Source organism: Luteolibacter sp. Populi (assembly GCF_040801775.1).
Lineage (GTDB): Bacteria > Verrucomicrobiota > Verrucomicrobiia > Verrucomicrobiales > Akkermansiaceae > Haloferula.
This window is the reverse complement of the sequence record NZ_CP161812.1, coordinates 1570596-1592754: the sequence shown is the minus strand read 5'-3', so window position 1 is coordinate 1592754 and position 22159 is coordinate 1570596. Positions and strand designations below refer to the sequence as shown.

General features: G+C 64.1%; 15 protein-coding genes. 12 read left to right on the top strand and 3 right to left on the bottom strand.

Annotated features, from left to right (window positions below):
- Positions 1-455: 455 nt before the first annotated feature.
- From ABWK72_RS06220 to ABWK72_RS06200, 5 genes are all read left to right on the top strand, one after another.
- Positions 456-3992 (top strand): hypothetical protein, encoded by a 3537-nt coding sequence (locus ABWK72_RS06220; RefSeq protein WP_367873920.1) that lies wholly within the window; start codon positions 456-458, stop codon positions 3990-3992.
- A 12-nt stretch (positions 3993-4004) separates the two neighbouring features.
- A complete protein-coding gene (locus ABWK72_RS06215; RefSeq protein WP_367873919.1) occupies positions 4005-4667 on the top strand; it encodes a hypothetical protein in 663 nt (220 codons plus the stop codon).
- Between the two features lie 146 nt (positions 4668-4813).
- Positions 4814-6100: a Gfo/Idh/MocA family protein gene (locus ABWK72_RS06210; RefSeq protein WP_367873918.1), complete on the top strand. Its 1287-nt coding sequence runs from the start codon at positions 4814-4816 to the stop codon at positions 6098-6100.
- Between the two features lie 202 nt (positions 6101-6302).
- Entirely contained in the window at positions 6303-9374 is a 3072-nt protein-coding gene (locus tag ABWK72_RS06205; protein WP_367873917.1) for a LamG-like jellyroll fold domain-containing protein, read from the top strand.
- 152 nt (positions 9375-9526) lie between these two features.
- The gene (locus ABWK72_RS06200; RefSeq protein ID WP_367873916.1) at positions 9527-12577 is read left to right on the top strand and encodes a LamG-like jellyroll fold domain-containing protein; all 3051 of its coding nucleotides are present in this window, start codon (positions 9527-9529) and stop codon (positions 12575-12577) included.
- A gap of 728 nt (positions 12578-13305) precedes the next feature.
- Here the strand turns inward: ABWK72_RS06200 and ABWK72_RS06195 are convergent.
- Both ABWK72_RS06195 and ABWK72_RS06190 read right to left on the bottom strand, forming a co-directional pair.
- On the bottom strand, positions 13306-14064 hold the full coding sequence (locus tag ABWK72_RS06195) for a hypothetical protein (RefSeq protein ID WP_367873915.1): 759 nt from the start codon (positions 14062-14064) through the stop codon (positions 13306-13308).
- A gap of 2 nt (positions 14065-14066) precedes the next feature.
- Positions 14067-14432 (bottom strand): HesB/IscA family protein, encoded by a 366-nt coding sequence (locus tag ABWK72_RS06190; protein ID WP_367873914.1) that lies wholly within the window; start codon positions 14430-14432, stop codon positions 14067-14069.
- A 321-nt stretch (positions 14433-14753) separates the two neighbouring features.
- Between ABWK72_RS06190 and mutL the strand changes: the two genes are divergently transcribed.
- The 5 genes from mutL to ABWK72_RS06165 all read left to right on the top strand — a co-directional run bounded on the left by mutL (position 14754) and on the right by ABWK72_RS06165 (position 20423).
- Positions 14754-16484 carry a DNA mismatch repair endonuclease MutL gene (mutL, locus tag ABWK72_RS06185; RefSeq protein ID WP_367873913.1) on the top strand — a complete coding sequence of 577 codons (1731 nt, stop codon included), beginning with the start codon at positions 14754-14756 and terminating at the stop codon, positions 16482-16484.
- A 404-nt stretch (positions 16485-16888) separates the two neighbouring features.
- Positions 16889-17683, top strand: a complete 795-nt coding sequence (locus ABWK72_RS06180) for a hypothetical protein (protein WP_367873912.1) — start codon at positions 16889-16891, stop codon at positions 17681-17683.
- Positions 17684-17995: 312 nt separating this feature from the next.
- The gene (locus tag ABWK72_RS06175; RefSeq protein WP_367873911.1) at positions 17996-18775 is read left to right on the top strand and encodes a hypothetical protein; all 780 of its coding nucleotides are present in this window, start codon (positions 17996-17998) and stop codon (positions 18773-18775) included.
- A complete protein-coding gene (locus ABWK72_RS06170) occupies positions 18772-19374 on the top strand; it encodes a hypothetical protein (RefSeq protein ID WP_367873910.1) in 603 nt (200 codons plus the stop codon). The genes ABWK72_RS06175 and ABWK72_RS06170 overlap by 4 nt, the downstream gene beginning before the upstream one ends.
- 35 nt (positions 19375-19409) lie before the next feature.
- Positions 19410-20423: a hypothetical protein gene (locus tag ABWK72_RS06165; protein WP_367873909.1), complete on the top strand. Its 1014-nt coding sequence runs from the start codon at positions 19410-19412 to the stop codon at positions 20421-20423.
- Between the two features lie 58 nt (positions 20424-20481).
- Here ABWK72_RS06165 and ABWK72_RS06160 read toward each other — a convergent pair whose 3' ends face one another.
- Positions 20482-21108 carry a hypothetical protein gene (locus ABWK72_RS06160; protein WP_367873908.1) on the bottom strand — a complete coding sequence of 209 codons (627 nt, stop codon included), beginning with the start codon at positions 21106-21108 and terminating at the stop codon, positions 20482-20484.
- Here ABWK72_RS06160 and ABWK72_RS06155 point away from each other — a divergent pair.
- Both ABWK72_RS06155 and ABWK72_RS06150 read left to right on the top strand, forming a co-directional pair.
- A complete protein-coding gene (locus ABWK72_RS06155) occupies positions 21100-21606 on the top strand; it encodes a hypothetical protein (protein WP_367873907.1) in 507 nt (168 codons plus the stop codon). The two genes, ABWK72_RS06160 and ABWK72_RS06155, sit on opposite strands and share 9 nt — an antisense overlap.
- Positions 21603-22157, top strand: a complete 555-nt coding sequence (locus tag ABWK72_RS06150; RefSeq protein ID WP_367873906.1) for a hypothetical protein — start codon at positions 21603-21605, stop codon at positions 22155-22157. The genes ABWK72_RS06155 and ABWK72_RS06150 overlap by 4 nt, the downstream gene beginning before the upstream one ends.
- Positions 22158-22159 lie beyond the last annotated feature (2 nt).

Genomic DNA, 22159 nt, shown 5'->3' with positions numbered 1-22159 from the left:
CTGAAGGGGCACACGTAGGACCCGCTTGATCCCGCGTCCGGCGTTGATCTGATTCGGGCTCTCCCTCAGATGTGCCGACGCCTTGCGGGAAAGTCTCCGAGGTTCTTCGCGCCGGAGCCCGGGTCGCGCCTTGTCAAGGTGTAGGAACGGTTTCCTGCGGCTCCGCAACACGACGCAAGCACTCCCGTCTCCAGTCCTTGAAAGCGAGCGGGGCTGACCGTTCCGTGAAAAGCCACCGCTCCATTCGGTCACAAAGGCGGCTTATTTCGTATGAAAGGGCGCCTATCGACCGTTGAATTCGCGGAGACCGGTAATTCGGCGGAAAAAATTCAGCCTCCCCGCGAAAATTAATTTGTCAGACAGATTCCGGGCGTTGTATTTACATCTAAACCCGATCGTCTGAAATCTCGATGAAAAACCCTTGTTTACCGGGAACACGCGTCCTCGCCCTTCGCTTGCTTCCCCGTCTACGGAAAAACGGCTTCGCCCTTGTCATCACCCTCTCGCTGATGGTGCTGCTGACGATCCTCGCCGTAGGGCTGCTAACCATGTCCAGCCTGTCCCTCTCCACCGCGGGACGGGAGCTGGATCGTGCCGAAGCCCGGGCCAATGCCCGCATGGCCCTGTCGATGGCCATCGCCCAGCTCCAGAAGACCACCGGGCCGGATCAGCGGATCACCATGACCGCCGACCAACTCCCCTCCAGCAACGATGGCGGTGACTCTGCGGCCACCGACGGCCGGAAGCATTGGACCGGTGTCTATAACGGTTGGACGACCACCTCGACCAGCCGCCCCGCTCCTTCCTTCCGCTCTTGGCTCGTTTCCGGGGAACACCGCCAACTCGACCGCGAGGACATGGCCAAGGAATCGGGCGGTGGTGACGACAGTGTCCAATTGGTGGGCACCGGAACCTTGGGCGGCATCACCGCGGACGGCTTGGTCGAAGTGCCGGCCGTGCGGGTCAAAGCGAACGTCGGCACCAGCACCGATGCCTCGCCGCGGATCGCCTGGTGGACCGGTGACCAGGGCGTAAAGGCCGCCCTCGCCACCCCGCCGCCATCGACCGGCACGGGTGCCGGTGACATCCGCGCCGGGCTGCAGACCGCGCCGCGCAACGCCGTGGAATTCGCCAAGTCCGGCCAAGCCGCCCCCTTCGAGAACCTCAAGCACGACGATCCCGATGTGACGAAGGTCACCGATTGGCAGCAGAGCGGCTTCCTCGCCACCGATCCGAATTCGCCCAAGGCCCTCTTCCACGATCTCGCCTCCTCTTCCACCGGCCTGCTGACCAATGTCCGCACCGGCGGCTTCCGCAAGGACCTCTCGATGCAGCTCGAGCGCAGCCCGGCACAGGCCAATAGCACCTTGGTCTCGTCCAAGACCGCCCTCTACAAGGTCGCCGGCGAAAACGGCATCAACCTCCACGAACTCTGGGCCTACTACAATATCTACAAGCCGACGGAGATGAAGTCCTCCGGCAGCGCGAAGTATACCACCGGCGGTAATATTCCCTCCGGCACGCGCTACCTCATGGTCGCCGGAGATCCCGGGCAGTGCCAGTCGGATGATGAGTTCTACTTCAAGCAACCGACCGTCATCAGCTACCAGATCGCCCTGTCGCTGGGGGTGAAGACGATGCCCGTGGTAATTCCTCCGTCCACCGTGGCGGTGCCTACCAAGGTCATCTCGGTCATCGCCGATCCCATCATCACCTTGTGGAATCCCCTCGATCTCCCGGTGGTCGTTCCCACTGGCTCCTTCATGTCGGTCAAGTACTGGTCGATTCCCTTCTCCCTATATCTCAGCATGAATGGCGGACCCGCCGTCGAGTGCCCCTTGGCCCGCTGCTTCTCCACCTCTGACGGGAACTTCGCGTCTCTCGAAATCGGTCGGGGCCAGCAAATCGTCCTCAAGCCCGGCGAAGTGCTCAAATTTTCACAGACCGCCGGCATCACCGACCTGAACAACGCCAATCACAATCTGCCCGCCTCCCCGGGCTTCAACTTCGCCAGCGGCCTCGGTTACCCGGCCCGCGACTTCGCCGGCAATCCGGTCATCTTCAATTCGGGTGCCACCGTCCGCTACGAGCTCCGCGCCAATGGCTTCACCGCCGGTGCCACAGCCACCACCGGCAAGGTTCCCGCAGGCTTCGCCGGCCACTCACGCCACTTCTCGCTGACCCATCACGAGGTCTACGTCGGCGAGGACCGCGCGGATGCCGGTCCATCCCTCGGCTATGGCACGATGGCCATCGACTGGGATTTCGGCAACCGCCGCCTGAAGGTTGGTGAGGACCGCGGCCAGACCAACCCGGGGACAGCCGGGACGAAAACAACGGGACGGCTCTTCGCCACCAGCTTCACCTCGCCCACGTCTCCGATCGGCCCGGTCTTCAAGCCGATCACCTATGCGGACGGGCGGCCTTTGACCGCCTCCGCACTCGACGGCGGCAAGTCGCCGATCGCGATCCTCTCCTTCAATGCCAAGACCGAGATGGGCACCAATGCCGAGGCCCGCACCCGCATCCTCGGCCGCTTCAATCCCAAGGCCCACCATGTCGACTTCTTCGACCTCTCGGATAAGGAGCGCGACATGCTGCCTTACGAGTATGTCGTGGACCCGCTGGTCTCCTGGAAGAACCGCAGCTTGGAATCCAGCGGGAACGGCTCGGGTTTCTTCGGCGGCGGAATGAATGCCGAGTATGGCAATGGTGCCGTCATCACCCACTCGATCCCCCGCGAGCCGATCGTCTCGCTCGCCGCGCTCCAGCATTCCTTCGCGAACGGCTTCGAGATGATGCGTCCGAAGTTCGGCTACGCCACGCTCAACTCCCGCGAGCCGATGCTCCCGCAGATCTCCCACGCGATCGGCAATTCGGTGGCTCCCTCGATGCTCGCACCCGGCCAGGTGGAAGGCACCCTCAATGGCGGCCGTCCCGTGGCCGATCACTCCTACCTCGCCAACCTGAACCTGTGGGATGACTGGTTCTTCTCCGGCATCGCGCCGCAGAACATCAATACCTTCACCAAGCAGCGCGCCCAGAAAACCGTCGCCGAGGAATTCCTCAATGGCACCGGCAAGCTGCCGGTGACCCGCTACCTCGCCGATACCTCGGGAACGGAGATCCAGAGGACCATGGCCGCCTTGTTCTCCGGCGCGAATGCCACCGACGCCGGCACCAAGCTGACCGCCAGCATGATCCGGGTCGACGGCCTCTTCAACGTCAACTCGACCTCCATCGAAGCATGGAAGGCCCTGCTCGGCAGCCTCAAGGGCCGCCCGGTGGTCACCCAAACCGCAGCCGGTGCGGAAACCGTCGGCGGCGGCAATCCGGCGGACATCCCGGTCCCCGGTCTGCTGACCCCGCAGAACATGCTCGCCAACGGCGGCAATATCAATGCCAAGGACGAAGCACAGTGGGTCGGCCGCCGCACCCTCAGCGAGAAGGAGATCGACCAGCTTGCCCGCGCCGTCGTCAAGGAGGTCCGCAAGCGCGGCCCCTTCATCAGCCTCGCGGACTTCATCAACCGCCGCCCCGGCAGCGACAAGGATCTGGCCAAGTCCGGTGCCATCCAAAGCGCCCTCGATTCCAGGGATGTCGAAATCAACGCGTCCTTCAACCAGAGCGACCGCGCCGTCGCCTCGAATGTCGCCGGCCGCTTCGCCTTCCCGGAAGCCGAACTCGGGCCTTCGGCCTACGGCATGCCCGGCATCGTCAAGCAGGCCGACATCCTCACTCCCATCGCCCCGGTCCTCTCCGCCCGCTCGGACAGCTTCATCGTCCGCGCCTACGGCGAGTCCGTGGATGGCGAAGGCAAGGTCCTGGCCCGCGCCTGGTGCGAGGCCGTGGTCGAGCGCAGCAAGGACTTCGTCGACAGTGCCGACAAACCGGAAATCCCGATCGCCAGCCTGACGAGCGAAGCGAATACCAATTTCGGCCGCCGCTACAAAGTCGCCGCATTCCGGTGGCTTCATCAGGACGAAGTCTGATAGTCTCCATCCATGACGCGATTTGCTTCGATCCTGCTGCTGGCCCTGTCGTCGATTCTTCACGCCCAAGAGCCCGCGAAGAGCGGGCCGAAGGTGCGCTTCCTCGCGGAGCGCGCGCCCGCGGAACTGGGTGAGGTGATCTTGGCGGCGGATGAATCCAAGTCCGCACCCTTCGTGCTGCCGGTCAATAACCTCTCCGAGGCCCAGGTCGCCCCGTCCCGGACCTTCAAGCTCCTGGTCGCCGCCAAGAATCTGCCGCTGGCCGCGGTGAGCCTCCCGGATGCCGGGAAGTCCTTCATCGTGCTGCTCGTCCCGAATCCCGCCGGCGGCTACAAGCCGGTCGTCATCCGGGCCGATGACCCCGCCTTCGACAAGGGCGACACCTACTTCTACAACCACTCCGACAAGACCGTGCTCGGCTACGTCGGCACCGCCAAGTTCATCCTCGAACCCGGCAAGGGCCAGGTCCTTCGCCCTACCGGTGCCCGCCCGGAGAAGTTCTTCGATGTCGGTTTCGGCTACCGCGACAAGGAAGGCGACCACGCCCTCAGCCAGACCCGCTGGCCGCTCGATACCAACATCCGGTCCGTCGTGTTCTTCTTCACCAATTCCCAGACCAAGCGCGTCGACTTCCGCGCCGTCGATGAATTCGTGGAGAAAGAGAAGGCACCCTGAGGGGAGAAGTTTCGGATGGTGCACATCGCGAAGTTCGCATGGAAAGCGCCGTTTCTTCTACTGCCAGCGCTACTTGATCGGGTAGTCCGGCACTCTTGGCGTGTCACTTCGCAAGATCTCGACATCCTTGTCGTAGATCTAAGCCCATGAATGCCATCCAAGCCGACCGTCGCGCTTTCCTGAAAGCCGGCACCATCGCCGCCGCCGCTTCCACCCTGCCCTCCGTGCTCCACGCCCAGGCCGGTGGCAGCGACGAAATCAAGATCGCCCTGGTCGGCTGCGGCGGGCGCGGCAGCGGGGCCGCGGCCCAGTCGCTGGCCGTCCCCGGGACCAAGCTGGTGGCCATGGCGGATGCCTTCGCCGACAACCTGGAAGGCGCTCACAACCAGCTCAAGGGCCAGTTTGGCGACCGCATCGATGTCCCGCAGGAGCGCCGCTTCTCCGGCTTCGATGCCTACAAGCACGCGATCGACGCCGCCGACGTGGTGCTGCTCTGCACCCCTCCCGGATTCCGTCCCGCGCACTTCGAGTATGCCGTGCAGCAGGGCAAGCACGTCTTCATGGAGAAGCCCGTCGCGGTGGACGGCCCCGGCATCCGCAAGGTGATCGAGGCCGCCAAGCTCGCCGACCAGAAGAAGCTCAAGGTCGTCTGCGGCCTCCAGCGCCGCTACCAGAAGAGCTACCTCGAAACCCTCAAGCGCATCGAGGACGGCGCGATCGGCGACTACGTCTCCTCCCAGGTCTACTGGGTCAGCGGCGGCGTCTGGGTCCGCGACCGCAAGGACGGCATGAGCGAGATGGAATACCAGATGCGGAACTGGTACTACTTCAACTGGATCTGCGGCGACCACATCACCGAGCAGCACGTCCACAATCTCGACGTCGGGAACTGGTTCAACAAGGGCCAGCACCCCGTGAAGGCGGTCGGCATGGGCGGCCGCACCAAGCGCGTCGGCAAGAACTACGGCGAGATCTACGACCACTTCTACGTCGAATACACCTACGCCGACGGCAGCGTGATGAACGCGCAGGCCCGCCACTGGGACAATGTCTGGTCCCGCGTCAGCGAGACCATCGCCGGCAGCACCGGCACCGCCTACCCGGGCATGATCAAGGACCGCAAGGGCAAGGTCGTCTGGCGCTTCACCGGCCAGGACAACAACCCCTACGACACCGAGCATGTCGTGCTCTACGATCACATCCGCAGCGACACGCCGATCAACAACGCCTACTACACCGCGGAGAGCACCCTCACCGCCATCCTCGGCCGCATGGCCTGCTATACGGGTGGCGAGGTGACCTGGGACCAGGCGCTGAACTCGACCCTCGACACCATGCCCAAGGTCCTCGCCTGGGATGCCGCGCCCGGCCCGAAGCCCGGACCCGACGGCATGTATCCCTGCCCGGTCCCCGGTGCTGGCACCTTTGCCTGAACTTGTGAATCATCTTAAAGGGGTACCCTTAAGAGGGATAACCTTTGCGTGCCGTTCGGGGCTACGGGTGTCGTGCCGTTCGGGGCACCACGCCCGTGCCGTCCGGGGCACCGGGTGGCTTTCAGGTTGCGGGTCCGGGTGACGAGTAACTCCTTGATAGGGGAAAAGAAGTCAGCCAGTCTACATACAAGCTGGTTCCCCTATGAAATCCCGATATCTGCTCTTCAGCGGCCTGCTCTCGTGTCTGGCCGTGCCGGTTTCCCGCGCGGCGGTTTATCCTTGGGCCGAGTACCACCTGGGCGAGGCGGGGAGTCTTGGCGGCACCGATCAAAAGCCGCAGGATAGCGGCGGCGGGAACCGTCACTTCCTCGGGGGGCATGGCGGTAGCAGCTACGCGACGGTGAGCAGCTCGGTCTCGCCGGTCGCGATCGGCTCGACGGCCAGCCTGGATACCACGGTGAGCGGGGACCAATACTGGACGGGCGGGGGCACGTCCTTCTCGACACTGCCTACGGATAACTTCGCCTTCGGGATCTTCGCGCGGGCACCGAGCCTGGGCGACAGGCGGCTCGTCTTCTCGACCGGCGACAACGACGGCGGCTTCGGAATTGTGTTAAGCGACACCGGATGGAAGCTCTTGGTGTTTCACGGCGATGGTGGCGCGGGGCTGTCCGGAAACTTCACTCCGAATGCCTGGACCCACCTCGCGGTCATCCGCAATGGCGGCGTGACCCGGTTCCACGTCGATGGTGTGGACCAGGGAACCCCCTTTAACACGGCACCCGTCCACGGGACTCCGCTGCTCTCGAAGAATTGGTCCTTGGACTCCTTCAGCTCTTTCAACGGCCTGCTCGATGAGGCGCGTGTGGTCACCTTCAACGAAGGCGAAACGGTCGCCAAGATTCTCACGGCCCTGCAGGCCGGAGGCGGAGCCGGCACCACGGCTTTCGTGAACGTGGGCGGCAATGCGAGCTTCCCGAATGCGGATCTTACCCCGGGGGAGACCTCGGTGTTCCGGATCGTCAATGGCCAGTTGCAGGACTCCGCGCAGGTGGTCGATGCCGATGGCCTCAGGGTCGCGGGCACGGCCCCGGCGAAGCACGTGATCCAGATCACCAGCGAGGGGCTGACCGCGATCGGCCGCTATCCGCTGATCGACTACACGGGCACGATCGGCGGCCAGGGTTTTGAGGGCTTGGAACTGGCGCCACTACCCGGCGGGCTGACGGGAACGCTCGAAAACAACATCGCCAACTCGACGGTCAACCTCGTCATCAGCACCACCCCGGGCATCACCTGGAGCGGGTCCGGCAGCAATGCGTGGGATGTGGGAACGACGGCCAACTGGGTGCTCGATGGAACCAGCACCGCGGCACAGTTCTCCAATTCCCGGCAGGTCACTTTCAATGACTCCGCGGCGGCTACGGTGAATACCGTAGCGATCGCGGAAACCGTGTCGCCATCCATCGTCAGCGTGAATGCCAGCGAGGACTACACCTTCAGCGGCGCGGGGATCGGCGGGAGTGCGGCTCTCTTCAAAGGCGGCACAGGCACGCTGACCCTGACGAATGCGAACACGAATACCGGCCTGATCACCATCAATGGCGGGATCCTGAGCGTGGGGGATGGCGGGACGGGCGGTAGCCTGGGCAGCGGAGCGATCGTGGTGAACGCCGCGGGCAAGCTGCTGGTGAACCAGAGCGGCGATGTGCCGTTTTTGCATTCCGTCTCGGGGTCCGGAGGGATCGGGAAGCTGGGTGCAGGGCGCCTGATCCTCGGGCCTCCCGGGTCGAGCAACACCTTCGGCGGCTTCGTGACGATCGCTGCGGGTGAGGCCGTGGTGGGGCGTGCCAATCTTTTCGGCGGCTCTACCCACGTGACGATCGCCGCGGGGGCGAGCCTGGATCTCGCGGGATTCAAACCGGGCAGCATTCTCACGATCAGCGGTAGCGGGGTGAATGGCGAAGGCGCGCTCAGGGACAGCAGCGGGCTGGCGAACAACAGCGCGGTGAGTTCCATTTCCCTCGGCAGCGATGCGAGCATTGGCGGCGGCTGGGGGATGACCAACCCTATCCATTTTCCATACTATCCGGAATACCCCGATCCCAACCGGCCCCGGATGGGTGGCAATTTCAAACTGACCAAGGTTGGCAGCGGCACCGCCTATTTCCACAAGACCGACATCACGGTGAAGGATCTCGTGATCGAGAGCGGCCGGATGGTGCTCGACGTGGCGACCGACATCAACAACAGCAACCCCGGCACGGTCACGATCAAGGGCGGCTCGCTCGACTTCGGGGTCGGGGGCTTCAACATGACCGCGCCCTACCCGCCGCCGAGCTGCTCCAAGCCGATCGTGCTTAGCGGTGGAGAGCTCTCCGCAAGCGGAGGACCCTTTCAAAGCGCTATTATCTCCGGCCCGATCCAGCTCGATGGGCCGGGGGGCACCCTGCGTGCGGAGCGTTTTCCCCCGCCCGGGTCCGCGGGTGGTCCGGTCCTGCCTCCTGCGACCCTCGAGGTGAGCGGGGTGGTGTCCGGCAGTGGATCGCTGGTGATGAAGGGCTATGGCACTGTGGCGCTCGGTCAGGCGCCGGCCTATACCGGGGATACCGAGGTGATCGGGGATTACGGCGAGGTGCCGTATTTCCGTGGCACGCTGAGGCTCGCGGTGAGCGGTCTGGCCGACGCCTCCACGGTGAGGATCGCCAATGGGGCCACGCTGGAACTGCTCTTCAGCGGCACGGACACCGTGAGCAAGCTATTCATCGGCGGGGTCCAGCAGCAGGCGGGTGTCTATAACTCCAGCCATGCCAGCGGCCGCTTCGCCGGGGCGGGCAGCCTGACGGTGAGCAGCGGTCCGACGGGGACGCCGTATCAACTCTTTGAGGATGCGCATGGCATCGCCGGGGCGGGTGCGAATGCGGACTCGGATGGTGACGGAATCCGCAACGCGGTCGAATTCCTGATCGGCGGCGATCCGAGCGGACCGGGGTCCGATTCGAGTGCGCTGCTGCCGGTGATCACGCGGAACGGGACGGATGTGGTGTGCGTTTTCCGCCGGACCGATGCCGTGGCTGCGAACTACGTGACCCGGGTGGAGATCGGCGATAGTCCCGGCGGTGGCTGGCTACCTGCCTCCCCCGGCTACGGCGGGGTGAGCAGCATCGCGGAAGAGAATGATGGCTTCGGAGCGGGCGTGGACAAGGTGACGGTGACGCTTGCCACGGAGGGGGTGACGAAGCGGTTTGTGAGGATGTGGATGGAGGTGCCGTGATCGGTGGGATGGCAGTGGGGCCAACATCGAACGTCGAATGAAGAGCCGAAGGGCGGTCCTCGATGGAGTGTGACCCTTTTGTTCCCCGCCTGAGTAACTCCTTGATAGGGGAATGGAAATTCTCCAGTTTGGATACAACTCAAGTCCCCCCCATGAAAACCGGATCTATACTCCTCAATGGCCTGATGGCCTGCTTGGCCGGGACGGCCTCCCGTGCGGCGGTTTATCCTTGGGCCGAGTATCATCTCGGGGAGGCGGGGAGCCTGAACGGTGCCAATAAGAACCCGCAGGATAGCAGCGGCGCGGGCCGGCACTTCCTCGGCGGTTATTACAGCGGCAGCGCCCCGGCGACGAGCATCGCGGTGCCGCCGGCGGCGATCGGGTCGACCGCCTGCCTGGATGCCTCGATGAGCGGGGATCAAAGCTGGGATAGCGGCGGGATGTCTTTTGCCACGCTGCCGAAGAATAACTTCGCCTTCGGGATCTTCGCAAAGGGCGTGCCGCCGGGCAGCGGGTATGGCAACGTGATCTTCGGGCTCGGCGACAATGACGGCGCTTTCGCCATCGTGCAAAGCAACAGTATATGGAGGCTCTGGGCGTATCACTCCAGTGGTGAAGCGGGGCTAGCCGGGAACTACACCGCGAATACCTGGGCCCACCTCGCGGTCATCCGCAATGCCGGCGTGACCCGCTTCTACGTGGACGGCGTGGACCAGGGGACGCCCTTCAACACCGAGCCGGTCCATGGGAATCCGCTGCTCGGGAGGAGTTTTACCTATGAGGGATCACAAGCCTTCAACGGCCTGATGGACGAGGCGCGGGTGGTCACCTTCAGCGAAGGCGAGACAGCGGCCAATATCATCGCGGCGCTGCAGGGCGGGGCCGTCCCCGGAGCTTTCGTGACCGTGGGTAGCAATGCGGCCTTCCCGAAGGCGAACTTGTCCTCGGCGGAGGCATCGGTTTTCCGGATCGTCAATGGCCAGTTGAAGGACTCGGTGCAGGTACTGGATTCCGGGGGACTCGCGGTGGCGGGGACGACTCCGGCGAAGCACGTGATCCAGGTCAATATCGAGGGGCTGATCGCTCTCGGCCGCTATCCGCTGATCGATTACACCGGAGTCATCGGTGGCCAGGGTATCGCGGGCCTGGAGCTTGGCTCGCTACCAGGCGGGGTAACGGCGACTCTCGAAGACAACCTCGCGAACACGACGGTCGATCTGGTGATCAGCGCCACGCCGGGCCTCACTTGGACCGGGTCCGGCGGCAATGTCTGGGATGTGGGAGACTCTAACAACTGGGTGCTCGATGGGACCAGCACCGCGGCGACCTTCGCCAATTCCAAGCAGGTCAGTTTCAACGACTCCACGGCGGCTACTACGAATGTCGTGGCGATCGCGGAGATCGTATCGCCGTCCATCGTCGGCGTGGATGCCAGCGAGAGCTACAGCTTCAGCGGCGCGGGAATCGGCGGGACTGCCTCCCTCCTGAAGCGCGGCACCGGCACGCTGACGCTGACGAATGCGAATACGAACAGCGGCACGACCACGATTTTCGGCGGCATCCTGAGTGTGGGCGACGGCGGGACCGGCGGCAACCTGGGGAGCGGGACGATCGCCCTGAGCGGTGGTCAATTGCTGGTGAACCGGAGCGGCGAGGTGACCCTGCCGAATCTCCTGACGGGGACCGGAGCCATCGGGAAGCTGGGCGCGGGGCGGCTGGTGCTGGGTGCCGGCGGCGGTTCGAATGCCTTCACGGGACCGGTGACGATCACGGCGGGAGAGGTCGTGGCGGCGCGTGCCGGTGCCCTGAGTGGTGTCACCGTGACGATTGCCGCGGGAGCCAGCTTCGACATGGCCGGATTCTATCCGGGTGCCTATTTCATCATCAACGGGAGCGGCGTGAACGGCCAGGGCGCGCTCCAGAACAATACCGTGTCCGGGGTTCCCGACCTGAACATCGCGCTGAGTCTCGGCAGCGATGCGAGCGTGGGCGGCGGCTGGAGAACGTCTACCCCGGCTCCTCTCTATCCGCTTCCTTACCCCGAGGACCGGGTGACCATGGATAGCAATTTCAAGCTGACCAAGGTGGGTAGCGGTGAGGTCTCCTTTACCCGGACCGATATCAGGGTGAAGGATCTCGTGATCGATGGCGGCAGGATCGTGATGGACCAGAGCGCGAAGATCCACAACACCTACCCCGGCACGATCACGCTCAACGGCGGCGCGCTCGAATTCGTCAACAGGGGGTATCTGGAGAGAGGCTTCCCGATGCCGACCAATGCCAAGCCGCTGGTGATGAATGGCGGCGAGGTCGGGGCGAGCGGCGGGTATGCCATGGATTTCAACATATCACTGCCGGTCCTTTTGAACGGAGGCGGGGGTAGCTTCCGCGCGGAGCGGAACCCGGTCACGGTCACCTTCAATGGTGCCATGCCTCCCGCCAGTCTCCATGTGGGCGGGGTGGTCTCCGGCAGCGGTCCCTTTGTGATGAGGGGCTATGGGACGGTGACGCTCAGCCAGCCGCCGGCCTATACCGGGGATACCTCGGTGCTCGGGGAAATCGGGGCGGTCCCGTATTACCGTGGCAGGCTGAAACTCATGGCCAAGGGCCTGCATGACGCATCGGCCGTGAACATCAGCACCGGCCGCGTGCTGGAGCTGGCATTCAGCGGGACGGATACGGTGAGCAAGCTTTTCATCGGCGGGGCGCAGCAGCAGGCGGGTGTCTATCAGGCGGGCCATGTCAGCGGTTGCTTCGCCGGGACGGGCAGCTTGACGGTGACGAGCGGTCCGGCGGCGCCTCCCTATCAGATGTGGGAGATTGCCCATGGCATCGCCGGCGCGGGCGGGAATGCGGACTCCGATCAGGACGGGATCGACAATGCGATGGAGTATGTGATCGGCGGGGATCCGAGCGGCCCGGACTCGGACTCGAGCGCGCTGCTGCCGGTGATCACGCGGAGCGGCGGGAATGTGGTCTTTGTCTTCCGCCGGACTGACGCCTCGCTCGCGAATTACCCGACCCAGGTTTCTGTCAGCACCAGCCTGGCCGCTGATGAATGGATGCCGGCCTACAATATCGCCGGTAGCAGCATGGTGGATGTGGATGACGGCTTCGGGCCGGGCGTGGACAAGGTGACGATCACCTTTCCGATGGAGGGGACGCCGGAGCTGTTTGTGCGGCTGGGGGTGGAGATTCCGTGACGGGGGAGGGAAGAAATCATCAATCACCAATCTTCCAATTCAGGTGGTTGCTTTAGCAACCTTTGAGAAGGCGGTCCGGAGGACGCACATTGGAAAAGCCCAAAGGGGCAATCACCAATCGGTCTGTATCGCTGCGCTGAAGAGGGAGGGCGCTGGCCCGGGGGCTGGGAATGAGCGTTGGAGGAAGCGACCGCGGAGGCGCAGAGGTCGCGGAGGGGGGACGGGGCGATGAACATCGAACATCGAACGTCCAACATTGAACATCGAATGAACAGCCGAAGGAAAGGCGCCTGACTGATGCGGGCGGGCGGTGCCACGGCGCTCCCAGTGGGGCTGGCCGTGGGGAGGTGGCGTTGGGGTGGCACGCCTTTGCAGCGCCCCTTGCAGCAGGCTGCATCGGGACAGCGGCAGCAGGCTGCACGCAGTCCACGGCGGCTGCGCCGCGGAAGGCATACTGGGAGCTGGGCACGGCCCGGCAGAATGGTCCCTCTCCTGACTTCTCACTCTTCCGGTCGCAGTATCAGGACGCCGCTCTCCATTCCACCCAAGTGACGTTCTCCGCTGTAAGGGTAGGTTCTGCCGGGCGGTGCCACGGCGCTCCCAGTGGGGCTGGCCGTGGGGAGGTGGCGTTGGGGTGGCTCGCCTTTGCAGTGCCCCCTTGCAGCAGGCTGCGCGCAGTCCACGGCGGCGGAGTCGCGGAAGGCATAGGGCGTTGCGGAGGCGCGCCCCTAGTTCTCCACGGCGGGAGGAAACACGGGGAGGGGGGCGGCGGGGTTGAGTTCCTTGGGAGCTTCCAAGGCGAAGCTGCGGTCCTTGCCGGCCTGGAAGTTGCCGAAAGCGATCGGAACCACGGTGAGGCAGATCACGGGCGTGTCCTCGCCCTCCGTGCGGGCGACGTGCAGGAGCATCGCGCAGTTCGGGAATTTCGAGATGGTGAGCTTGTCGCCCGGGGCGATCCAGCCCGGGGCTTTCGGGTTGGCGGTCGGGAAGAGGTACTCGATCATCACCGGCCAAGGCGCGGCTTCGGTGAATTCATCGGGCGCGACCATCGCCTGGGCGCGCACCGCGAAGCCCGGCTGGAAGAGATCGTCGGGGCCGAGGCGGCGGACCTTGTCCACGCGGTAGTTGCCCTCCGCGTATTGGATCAGGTTCTTCTCCTTGAGATTGGTCAGGTAGTTCCGCATCAGGGCCGCGTTGAAGAGCTTCAGCTCGGCATCGGTGAGCGAGGCGTAGCGGCGGAAGAAGGCGCGGGGATCGGCGGCCTCGCCGGGCGGGGCCTCCAGTTCGGTAAGTGGCAGCGGCGGGGTGGTGCGGTGAAGCTTGCGCAGGATCTCGTAGTTCCGCGGGATCTCCGGGTGGCCGAAGACGTGCAGGCAGAGCAGCCAGCTGAGGACGGCCAGGCAGAGCGCGACGACATTGGCGAGGGTCCACCAGTAGTAAGCGGGCGGACGCTTTTTCTTCGGCGGCGGTTCCTTGTCGCGTCGCATCTTCAGCTCTTGCCGCAATCCTCGGGCTCGGGAGTGGGTTCCGACGCGGTTTCGAAGGAGGTGCCGCAGCCGCAGGAGCGGGCGGCGTTCGGGTTCTCGATCCGGAAGCCGGCGTCGGAGAGGTCGTCCACGTAGTCGACGCGACAGCCCGCCAGCTTGGAAGTGCTGTCGGCGGCGACGATCAGGCGCGCGCCGGGAAGCTCGACGATTTCATCGCCATCCTCGGGCGCGGCGATTTCCATGACGTATTGCCAGCCGGCGCAGCCGCCTTTCGTGACGCCCAGGCGGAGCCCGCGACCGGGTTCCGCATTCTTGCGTTCGAGGAGGGCGCGGAGTTCGCCGGCGGCTTTGTCGGTGATCGAGATCATCGCTAGGGGAGTGATACGCGGGGGATGGCGGGAGAAAAGGCAAATCACCAATCACCAATCTTCCAATCATCAATCGGTCTGCCGCTGCGCGGGAAGAGGTGAGGAAGGGGCGCTTCGCGTGATCGAGCTGCTCAGATGGCTTCGCTTCACGCGCCAGCGTCCTCTCTCTTCGCGCAGCGCCACTTCGATTGATGATTGCCCCCTTCGGGCTTTTCCAATGTGCGTCCTCCGGACCGCCTTCTCAAAGGTTGCTAAAAGCAACCACCTGAATTGGAAGATTAGTGATTGGTGATTGAGGCGGGAAGCGGCTTTCTTTTTGGCGTGCCCCGCATCCGCATCCTGCCTGAGATCCTGGCCAGCCAAGTGGCGGCGGGGGAGGTGGTGGAGCGGCCGGCGAGCGCGGTGAAGGAGCTGGTCGAAAACAGCTTGGATGCCGGAGCGCGGGAGATTCTGGTGGAGATCCGCCGCGGCGGGGCGGCGCTGCTGCGGGTGATCGACGACGGCAGCGGGATGTCGCGCGACGATGCTCTGCTTTCGCTCGAGCGCCACGCCACCAGCAAGCTTTCAGAGGCCAAGGATCTGGCGGCGATCCGGACCCTGGGTTTCCGCGGCGAGGCGGTGCCGAGCATCGCCAGCGTCTCGCGCTTCCGGCTGATGACCCGGGAGCCGCAGGCGGTATCCGGGACCGAGATTTCGGTCGAGGGTGGGGTGATGCGGGATGTCCGCGAGGCTGGCTGCGCGCCGGGAACGGTGGTCGAGGTCCGCGATCTTTTCTTCAATATCCCCGCGCGCCGGAAATTCCTGCGCGCGGAGAGCACCGAGGCCGCCCATGTCGAGCACCAGCTCCGGCTGCACGCGCTGGCCGCGGCGGGGGTGCGCTTCCGTTTCCGCAAGGATGAGCGCGAGGTTTTCGACCTGCCCGGCGGGATGTCGCGGCTCGACCGGGTGCGCTGGATCACCGGCACGGAACTGGGCCGGGAGCTGGTGGTGCTGCCGCTGACGCATGGCAACGGGGTGGCGGCCGAGGGATTCATCCTGCCGGCGCTCCACGCCCGCAAGGGGCGGCGGCACCAGTGTGTCTTCCTGAACGGGCGGCCGGTCGAGGATGCGGCGATCTCGCGCGGTCTGGCCGAAGGTTTCCGCGGGGCGTTGACCGACGGGCTGCATCCTTGTGCGTGGCTGTGGATCGACATGGAGCCCGCGCTGGTCGATGTGAATGTCCACCCGGCGAAGCGCGAGATCCGGCTTCACCGGCCCCACGAGTTGCGGGAAGTGCTGGCGAGCGCGGTGCGGGAGGGCTTGGCACGGGCCGAGATGGCAAAACGTCCGGTGGCTCCGGCTGCGTCGAAACTGGCGGAAGCGCTGCCCGCCCGCACGGTGTGGCCGGCCAGCATCCCGGTGCAACGGCAGTTTGAAATGCCGGCGGCGGTGGCCGCTTTTGATCCGGTGGGCGCGCCTGGAGTTGAAACGAAAGCGCTGCCATTCCGCTACCTCGGCAGCCTGCACGACCGCTTCGCCCTCCTCGAATCGGCGGATGGCTTGGTTTTGCTGGATCCGAGGGCAGCCCGGGAGCGCATCTTGTACGAGCGGTGGCTGGAGACGAACGATGGTTTCCATTCCCAAGCGCTGCTGGTGCCGCTGTTGCTGGAACCGGGGCCGCGGGAATGCGAGGTCGCGCTGCGGCACCGGGAGGAATTCGCCCGAGCGGGGATCGAGTTGGAAGATTTCGGGTCGGGGACCCTGCGGATCGGTTCGCTGCCGGATTTCCTGCATATCGACGATTCGCGGGCGCTGCTGGCCGGTCTGATCGACGATCTGGTGGCCGGGCAGGTGCCGGGCGGGCGGCTGGCCTTCGAGATGCTGGCGCGCCATCTGGCGCGGCGGGCGGCCATGGCGGAGTCGCCGCGGCCGCAGGAAGCGATGAAGCTGCTGGAGGTTTTGTTCCGTTGCGAATTGCCCTATTGCGCCCCGGACGGTCGGCCGACGCTCAGCGAATTCTCCCTGCGCGAGCTGGAGCGGCGCTTCGCGGGGGGGCGGTCGGCTCCGCTTTGAAAAAAACTTCTGTATCTGATTGTCCGGACAGGGAGTTATTCAAATCGACTAAAAATTTCATTGTTCCGAGGCACCTCTCCTGCTTCCCTGTAGGGGTCTATGAGTTCGATCGTTCCGCGTCATTTCCCCGTCGCTGGCCTCCGGGCAGGGCGGGGGAGTGACGTTGGAGCGGGACATTTTTTCTCCGTGCCGCCGCTCTCCGCGGGGTCTGTAGACGTCCGCGATTTTTGTTGAATCCGGCACAAGCCGTTGATTTCGAGTGATCTTATTCGAAGAGGTCGCTTAGACAACTTGACCTGCAAATCGTTCAAAAATTCGTTAGAAATTACTTGTTTGAATTTCCTGATTGTCCATACTGCGCCGCGAAGAGAGCCCTGACGGGCAGTTTTTTTAAAACTCACTCCATGAAGTTTTCCCTCCCTATCCTGCTTCTAGCGCTCGCTCCGGTATTGGTACCGGCTGCGGGGGCCGTATCGCTCTTGGGCGACCGGCTGGAGCAGTTGCACGGGGATCTTTTGGAAAACCGCCGGCAAGCCCTGCCGGGATTGAGTGATCCCTTCGGAATTCCGGACCGCGCCCGCGTGGTGGTGGAGGCAGATCAGGACTCCCGGTTCGAGCCCGCCGCCTGGCGTGGCAATGTGGTCGGCACGGTATTCTGGATCGGCGAACAGCCGACCCAGCATAACCCGGTGCCGAACACGATGAGTTCCTGGGACATGAACTGGCAGGCGAACTTCGGCGGCTACGACGATCCGGAGCACCGCAGCGGCTACCTGCCTGCCGCTTTCACGCCGAAGCTGAATCCTTTCTACATCGCGCTGCCCTACAATGACGTGGCGCGGGGCGGCGGCCACCGGGCGGAAGCCTCCGAGGTGATTCCCTGGTTCTGGCGCGACTATCGCGGGGACGGGATCTCAGTCTGCAAGGGCCGCTGGGTGGCGATCCACCGCGAGGGCAAGGTCTGCTATGCGCAGTGGGAGGATGTGGGCCCCTTCGAGGTGGACCACTGGCAGTACGTTTTCGGTAGCGAGCCGCCACGCGGCAACCGCAACAATGCCGCCGGCATCGACATCAGCCCGGCCGTGCGCGATTTCCTTGGTTTCCGCAGTGGCGAGCGCGTCCAATGGCGCTTCGTCGAATCCCGTGACGTGCCCCGCGGACCTTGGTCCGGCTGGGGCGGCGGGCTGCCGCAGCGCTGAGCGAAGCGATAAAGATCACCCGACAAGCAACCTGACAATTGCTGTTCCCACACCCGATAGACACACACCCGGACGAGAAATCGTCCATGCCTTACATAGACTGAATCTGTCCGGAGAGGCGATTTTGCGATCGTCTTTCCGGAGACCCGGCGGGGGACTCTGTCCCGAGCGGGCACGGTCCGGCTCTCTTACGAGCCGTCCCGTGTCCGGCACCCCTCGCCGGGTCCCCCTTTTCCCGCGGCCAAAGTCCCACTGCCGCGGGGAACCTCAGGGGGGCTGACGCAGTCGTTCACTGTTCACCCGAAACCAGCCATGAAAACCAGCCGTATGGCTGCCCTTGCGGCAGTCCTCCTTGCCACCGGTGTGTCCGCACCGCGTGCCCTGTTCGCCCAGTCCACGAATCCGTCGATTCCGGTGGGTACGTTGTCTGCCTTCCCGAAGATCGTCCAGCCGGGCACTCACCCGACCCTGACCTGGAACATCTCGTATCCATCGATCGTTCAGGACTACGTCAAGGTCAACGATCCCTCGGATCCCGGCGGCGGCGGCGGGGACACCTACATCGAGCCGAAGGTGAAGCTGAAAGCCAAGGTCCGCGTGATCGGTGCGGGCGTGACGGTCGCCCAGAGCGGCAGCAACAACTTCAGCTTCGTGCCCACGGAAGCGCAGCTCAGCTTCAACGGCGGCACTTACAGCCGGATCTTCTACAACACGAATCCCAACGTGAATCCGGCCACAGTTGTGTGGTCGCGGGCCACGTCAAGCACCTACGTCAACGTCGGGCAGAAGCTGCGCTTCGGCGGACGCTACTTTTACAACAATTCCTGGGGTCCTTACTTCAACTCCCAGAGCGGTACGAAGAACGTCCGGATCCTGGTCAACGGGGAAATGCCACCGACGACCTATCCGCTGCACAACGCGCCGACACTGGAGAGCTTCCTGAAGCCCTATCTGGACGCGGCAGGCCGGGTGAAGATCGGGCCGATGGACTGCATCGTATTCATGGAGCTAACGCACCACGACTCGCAGATCTCCGACCAGGGCTACGACCTTCAGGACATGGTGCTGCTCGTCACCTTTGAAACCCTATGAAGACGACCCGGATCGAAGCGGGCCGTCTCAGCGCCCCGAAGTGGATTTGCGTGCTGGCGCTGGCGGCAATGCCGGCGAGCCGGGCGGAGCCGGAGCAAGCTCCCGAGGCGACCGGCATGCGCGATGCGGCAACCCACGACACGATCGTGGAAGCCTCCCGCGTGGCGAAGGTAGAACAGGCCAGGCAGGAGCAGCAGGAAGCCAAACTGTTCCTCAAGCCGGTGCCGCCCGAGAAGCGGCCGAAGCCTCCGGAGCCCCGGAGCTTGCTGGCCGTCTCGGACATCATCTGCTTCCACGGCCTGGCCACCATGGTTCCGAAGCGCGCGGTGCTCCACGTGCCGAAGAATCTGGCCGACCGGATCGGCATGCAGGACGGAGCGCAGTTCGTGGCCTTCGACGCCTTTCTGGCCCAGAACCGCGCTTGGCTGACCAATAGCCCGGTGAGCCGGGTGCAAGCCGAAGGGAACGAACCGCTTTCGGAAGCGGTGCTGAAGTCCTTCGAAAAAGAGACCCGTTTGGTGGTCGCTACCTTCCAGGAAGGGCCGATCTCCGTGCTGCCGCTCAAAGTTCCGCCAACTCCGACCGCCGACGTGAAATGAAATCTTCATCCCTTCCCTTGTCCATTCTGGCCGTCATGGCCTTCCCGGTCCTGGCGCATGCCCAGGCCACCTTCAGCAACCAGATCCGTCAGGTGCAATTGCCCAGCGGGGTGGATTGGCGGGTCAACAATGTCGCTGCCAGCGCCTCGGCGTTGTCGCCGCTGGCGATTGATCCCGGTGGTGCCCGCTTCGAGCTGTGGACGACCAAGAACGTGAATCCGCCGATCGATTACCTGCTGGCCGAGCAGTATGTGGGAACCTATGTGCCGCAGGCGACCGTTGCGATTTTCACCGGGGACAGCTACAACATCATCCCGCGGACCCGGTGTAACGAGCCGTTCACGGTGCGGCTGTCGGTGGCTCAACTTCTGAGTGATGCCGGCGCACCGGATGCCTCCAAGGCGATCGATTTCGAACACTACGTGCAGTCTTATGGCGCCACCGGCACCGGGGTGAATCTCAACCGTGCCCAGGCGACCCAGATTGAGTCCCTGGCCATCGAGCACAACTCGCCGGAGGGTAATCCCTTCACCTTCGTCTACCCGATCATCCAGATCGCCGGTTCGAACCGGGCGAAGGTGCGCGGCGAGGAGCGCTTCACGGCGATGTCGCTGGAAGACTACCAAGTCATGCCGCAGGTGCTGGCCTCGCAGTTCGTGCAGATCTGGCCGGTGGCGGACGGTGCCATCTCGGGCATCACCAACGGCCAGCTGATCCGCTTCGCGCTGCCAAATGTCACGCTGACGGCGAATGATGTCTATCCGGACTCGCACACCTACGCGCAGGTCTACAAGGGCGCTCCGACGCTCGGCCGGACCGGCTTCATCGTTCCCGGATCATCGCGTCTGATCAAGGACACCATCCCGCACAACCTGACCTTGTCGCTCTCGAACTACGAGTCCGCGTTCAACGAGGTGGAGGACAGCGACGGCCAATGGACCATGGAATTGCTGACCTCCACGCCCTTCGGCGTGGATCGACTGGCCTATGTGACCTTCAACCTGAATCGAACGATCCAGATGAACGCGTCCGTGACCACGCAGGAATAATCGCGGCCGGTCCGGATAAGTCGCCATCCAGTCCACGGCCATGAAACATCCCTCCCATTCACTTGTCCCCGTCGCCCTTCACCGGCGCGGCGGGGGCGAGGAGTTTTTCGAGATCCTGCCGCAGGTTGTCGTTGCGATAGAGCAGCGAGAAGGTGGCCTCCCGGCTATGCCGGACCTGGTCCTCGACCTCGGTGTAGGCCAGCAGCAGGAAGAGTCCCTTCACCGGCTCGCGGTGGAAGGACAGGCTGCGGGTCGCGAACTGGTCCTTGACGCTGCGGTCCTGGCGGTCGGCGACAAGCTCGCCGTATTCCGAGGCCAGCGCCTTCTTGAGCTTGTTAAAGCGGGTCTCCACTTCATCCGCGGTGGCCGCGGGATCGCGGTAGTTCACCGTGACCTCGAAGAGCCGGCCGGTGTGGAAGCGGCCCTCCACGGATTGGGCGGCGGTGCCGGGGAGCTTGCCGCTCTTGGGCGAAATGCGGACCACCCGCAAGGCGGGTTGATCTCCAGGGAGCGAAATGTTAACGTCCAAGGAATGACGGGAGGCCCAATCAATCAACTTCTCGGGAGTATCGCCCCAGCGCAGGCCGAAGGGCGGTTCGAGCAAAGCCTGGGCATGCAGGCTGGCCGAGCCGAGCCAGAGCAGGCCCATGAGGCATGCCGCGAAGTGCAGGATCCGGTGAAGCACGAGCGGAGAGTCGGGTTTTTCCGGCGCAGCCGCAAGCCCGGACGGCGGCGCGGTTCGGTGCTGGTGGAAGCCACGCTGGGAATGACGATGCTGACGGCGCTGGGCCTAGCCCTGCTCAAGCTCTCGCTGAATGTGACCACGCCGCGGCAGTGGACGCTCCAGCAGTCGATCACCGATGCTTACCTGACCTTTGAAAGAGCTTCCGCGCAGCGGCAGTCCTTTGAGACGGTGACCGGCACGGATTCGCAGTGGCCGCTCTATCCCACGGTCACCACCACGCCGGTAACCTTCGGAAAGCTGCCCGGGGGCAGGGCGATCAGCGGCTCGGTGAGCCGGACACGGGTTCCGGATGCCAACAACATGCCTGGCAAGAACGGTACCGGAACGGCGGTCACGAATCCTTCCGCGATGGAAGTATGGCGCTTGCAAAGCGTGGTCCGCTACACCGTGGGCACCCGCACCTACTACAAATCCCGAACCGTGGTCCGCTCGCAATGAAGCTCATCCTGCCACGTTTCCGCCGTAGCCGCCGCGGCGGCTATACACTCACCGAACTCGCGCTGGCGATGATGATGGGGATCATGGTGGCGTTCATGCTGCTGGCGATCTTCAACCAGCAAATCTCTTTCCTGCGGATCTTCAATGCGCAGAGCTTCCTGACCACGGAGGCCCCGATCCTTAACAACTATCTTTCGCGCGTGATGAACTCGGCGGAAGGCTTCCGTCTATATCACAGCGTCTCCGACGTGACCAACAACCAGCCCCAGGACCTCAAGGACGCGAAGGTGCTGATGCTGCGCTTCAAGGAGCAGAACGGAACCTTCCGCGCCTCGGCGCTATCCTTCGAGGATCCGCTGGATGAAAACAAGGGCTTGGGTCTCTACTTCCGCTCCGTCGTGGATGACACAAATGCGCTAGGCATCGCCGAATGGGCGCTGAGCAATAAGCCTACCGATGTTACTTTCTCCGTCGTCGATGGGATCCTGCTCGCCCGCATTACCGGGCCCAACGGCGAGGAAATCACCTATTCCGGTACCCAGCAGTTATGAAG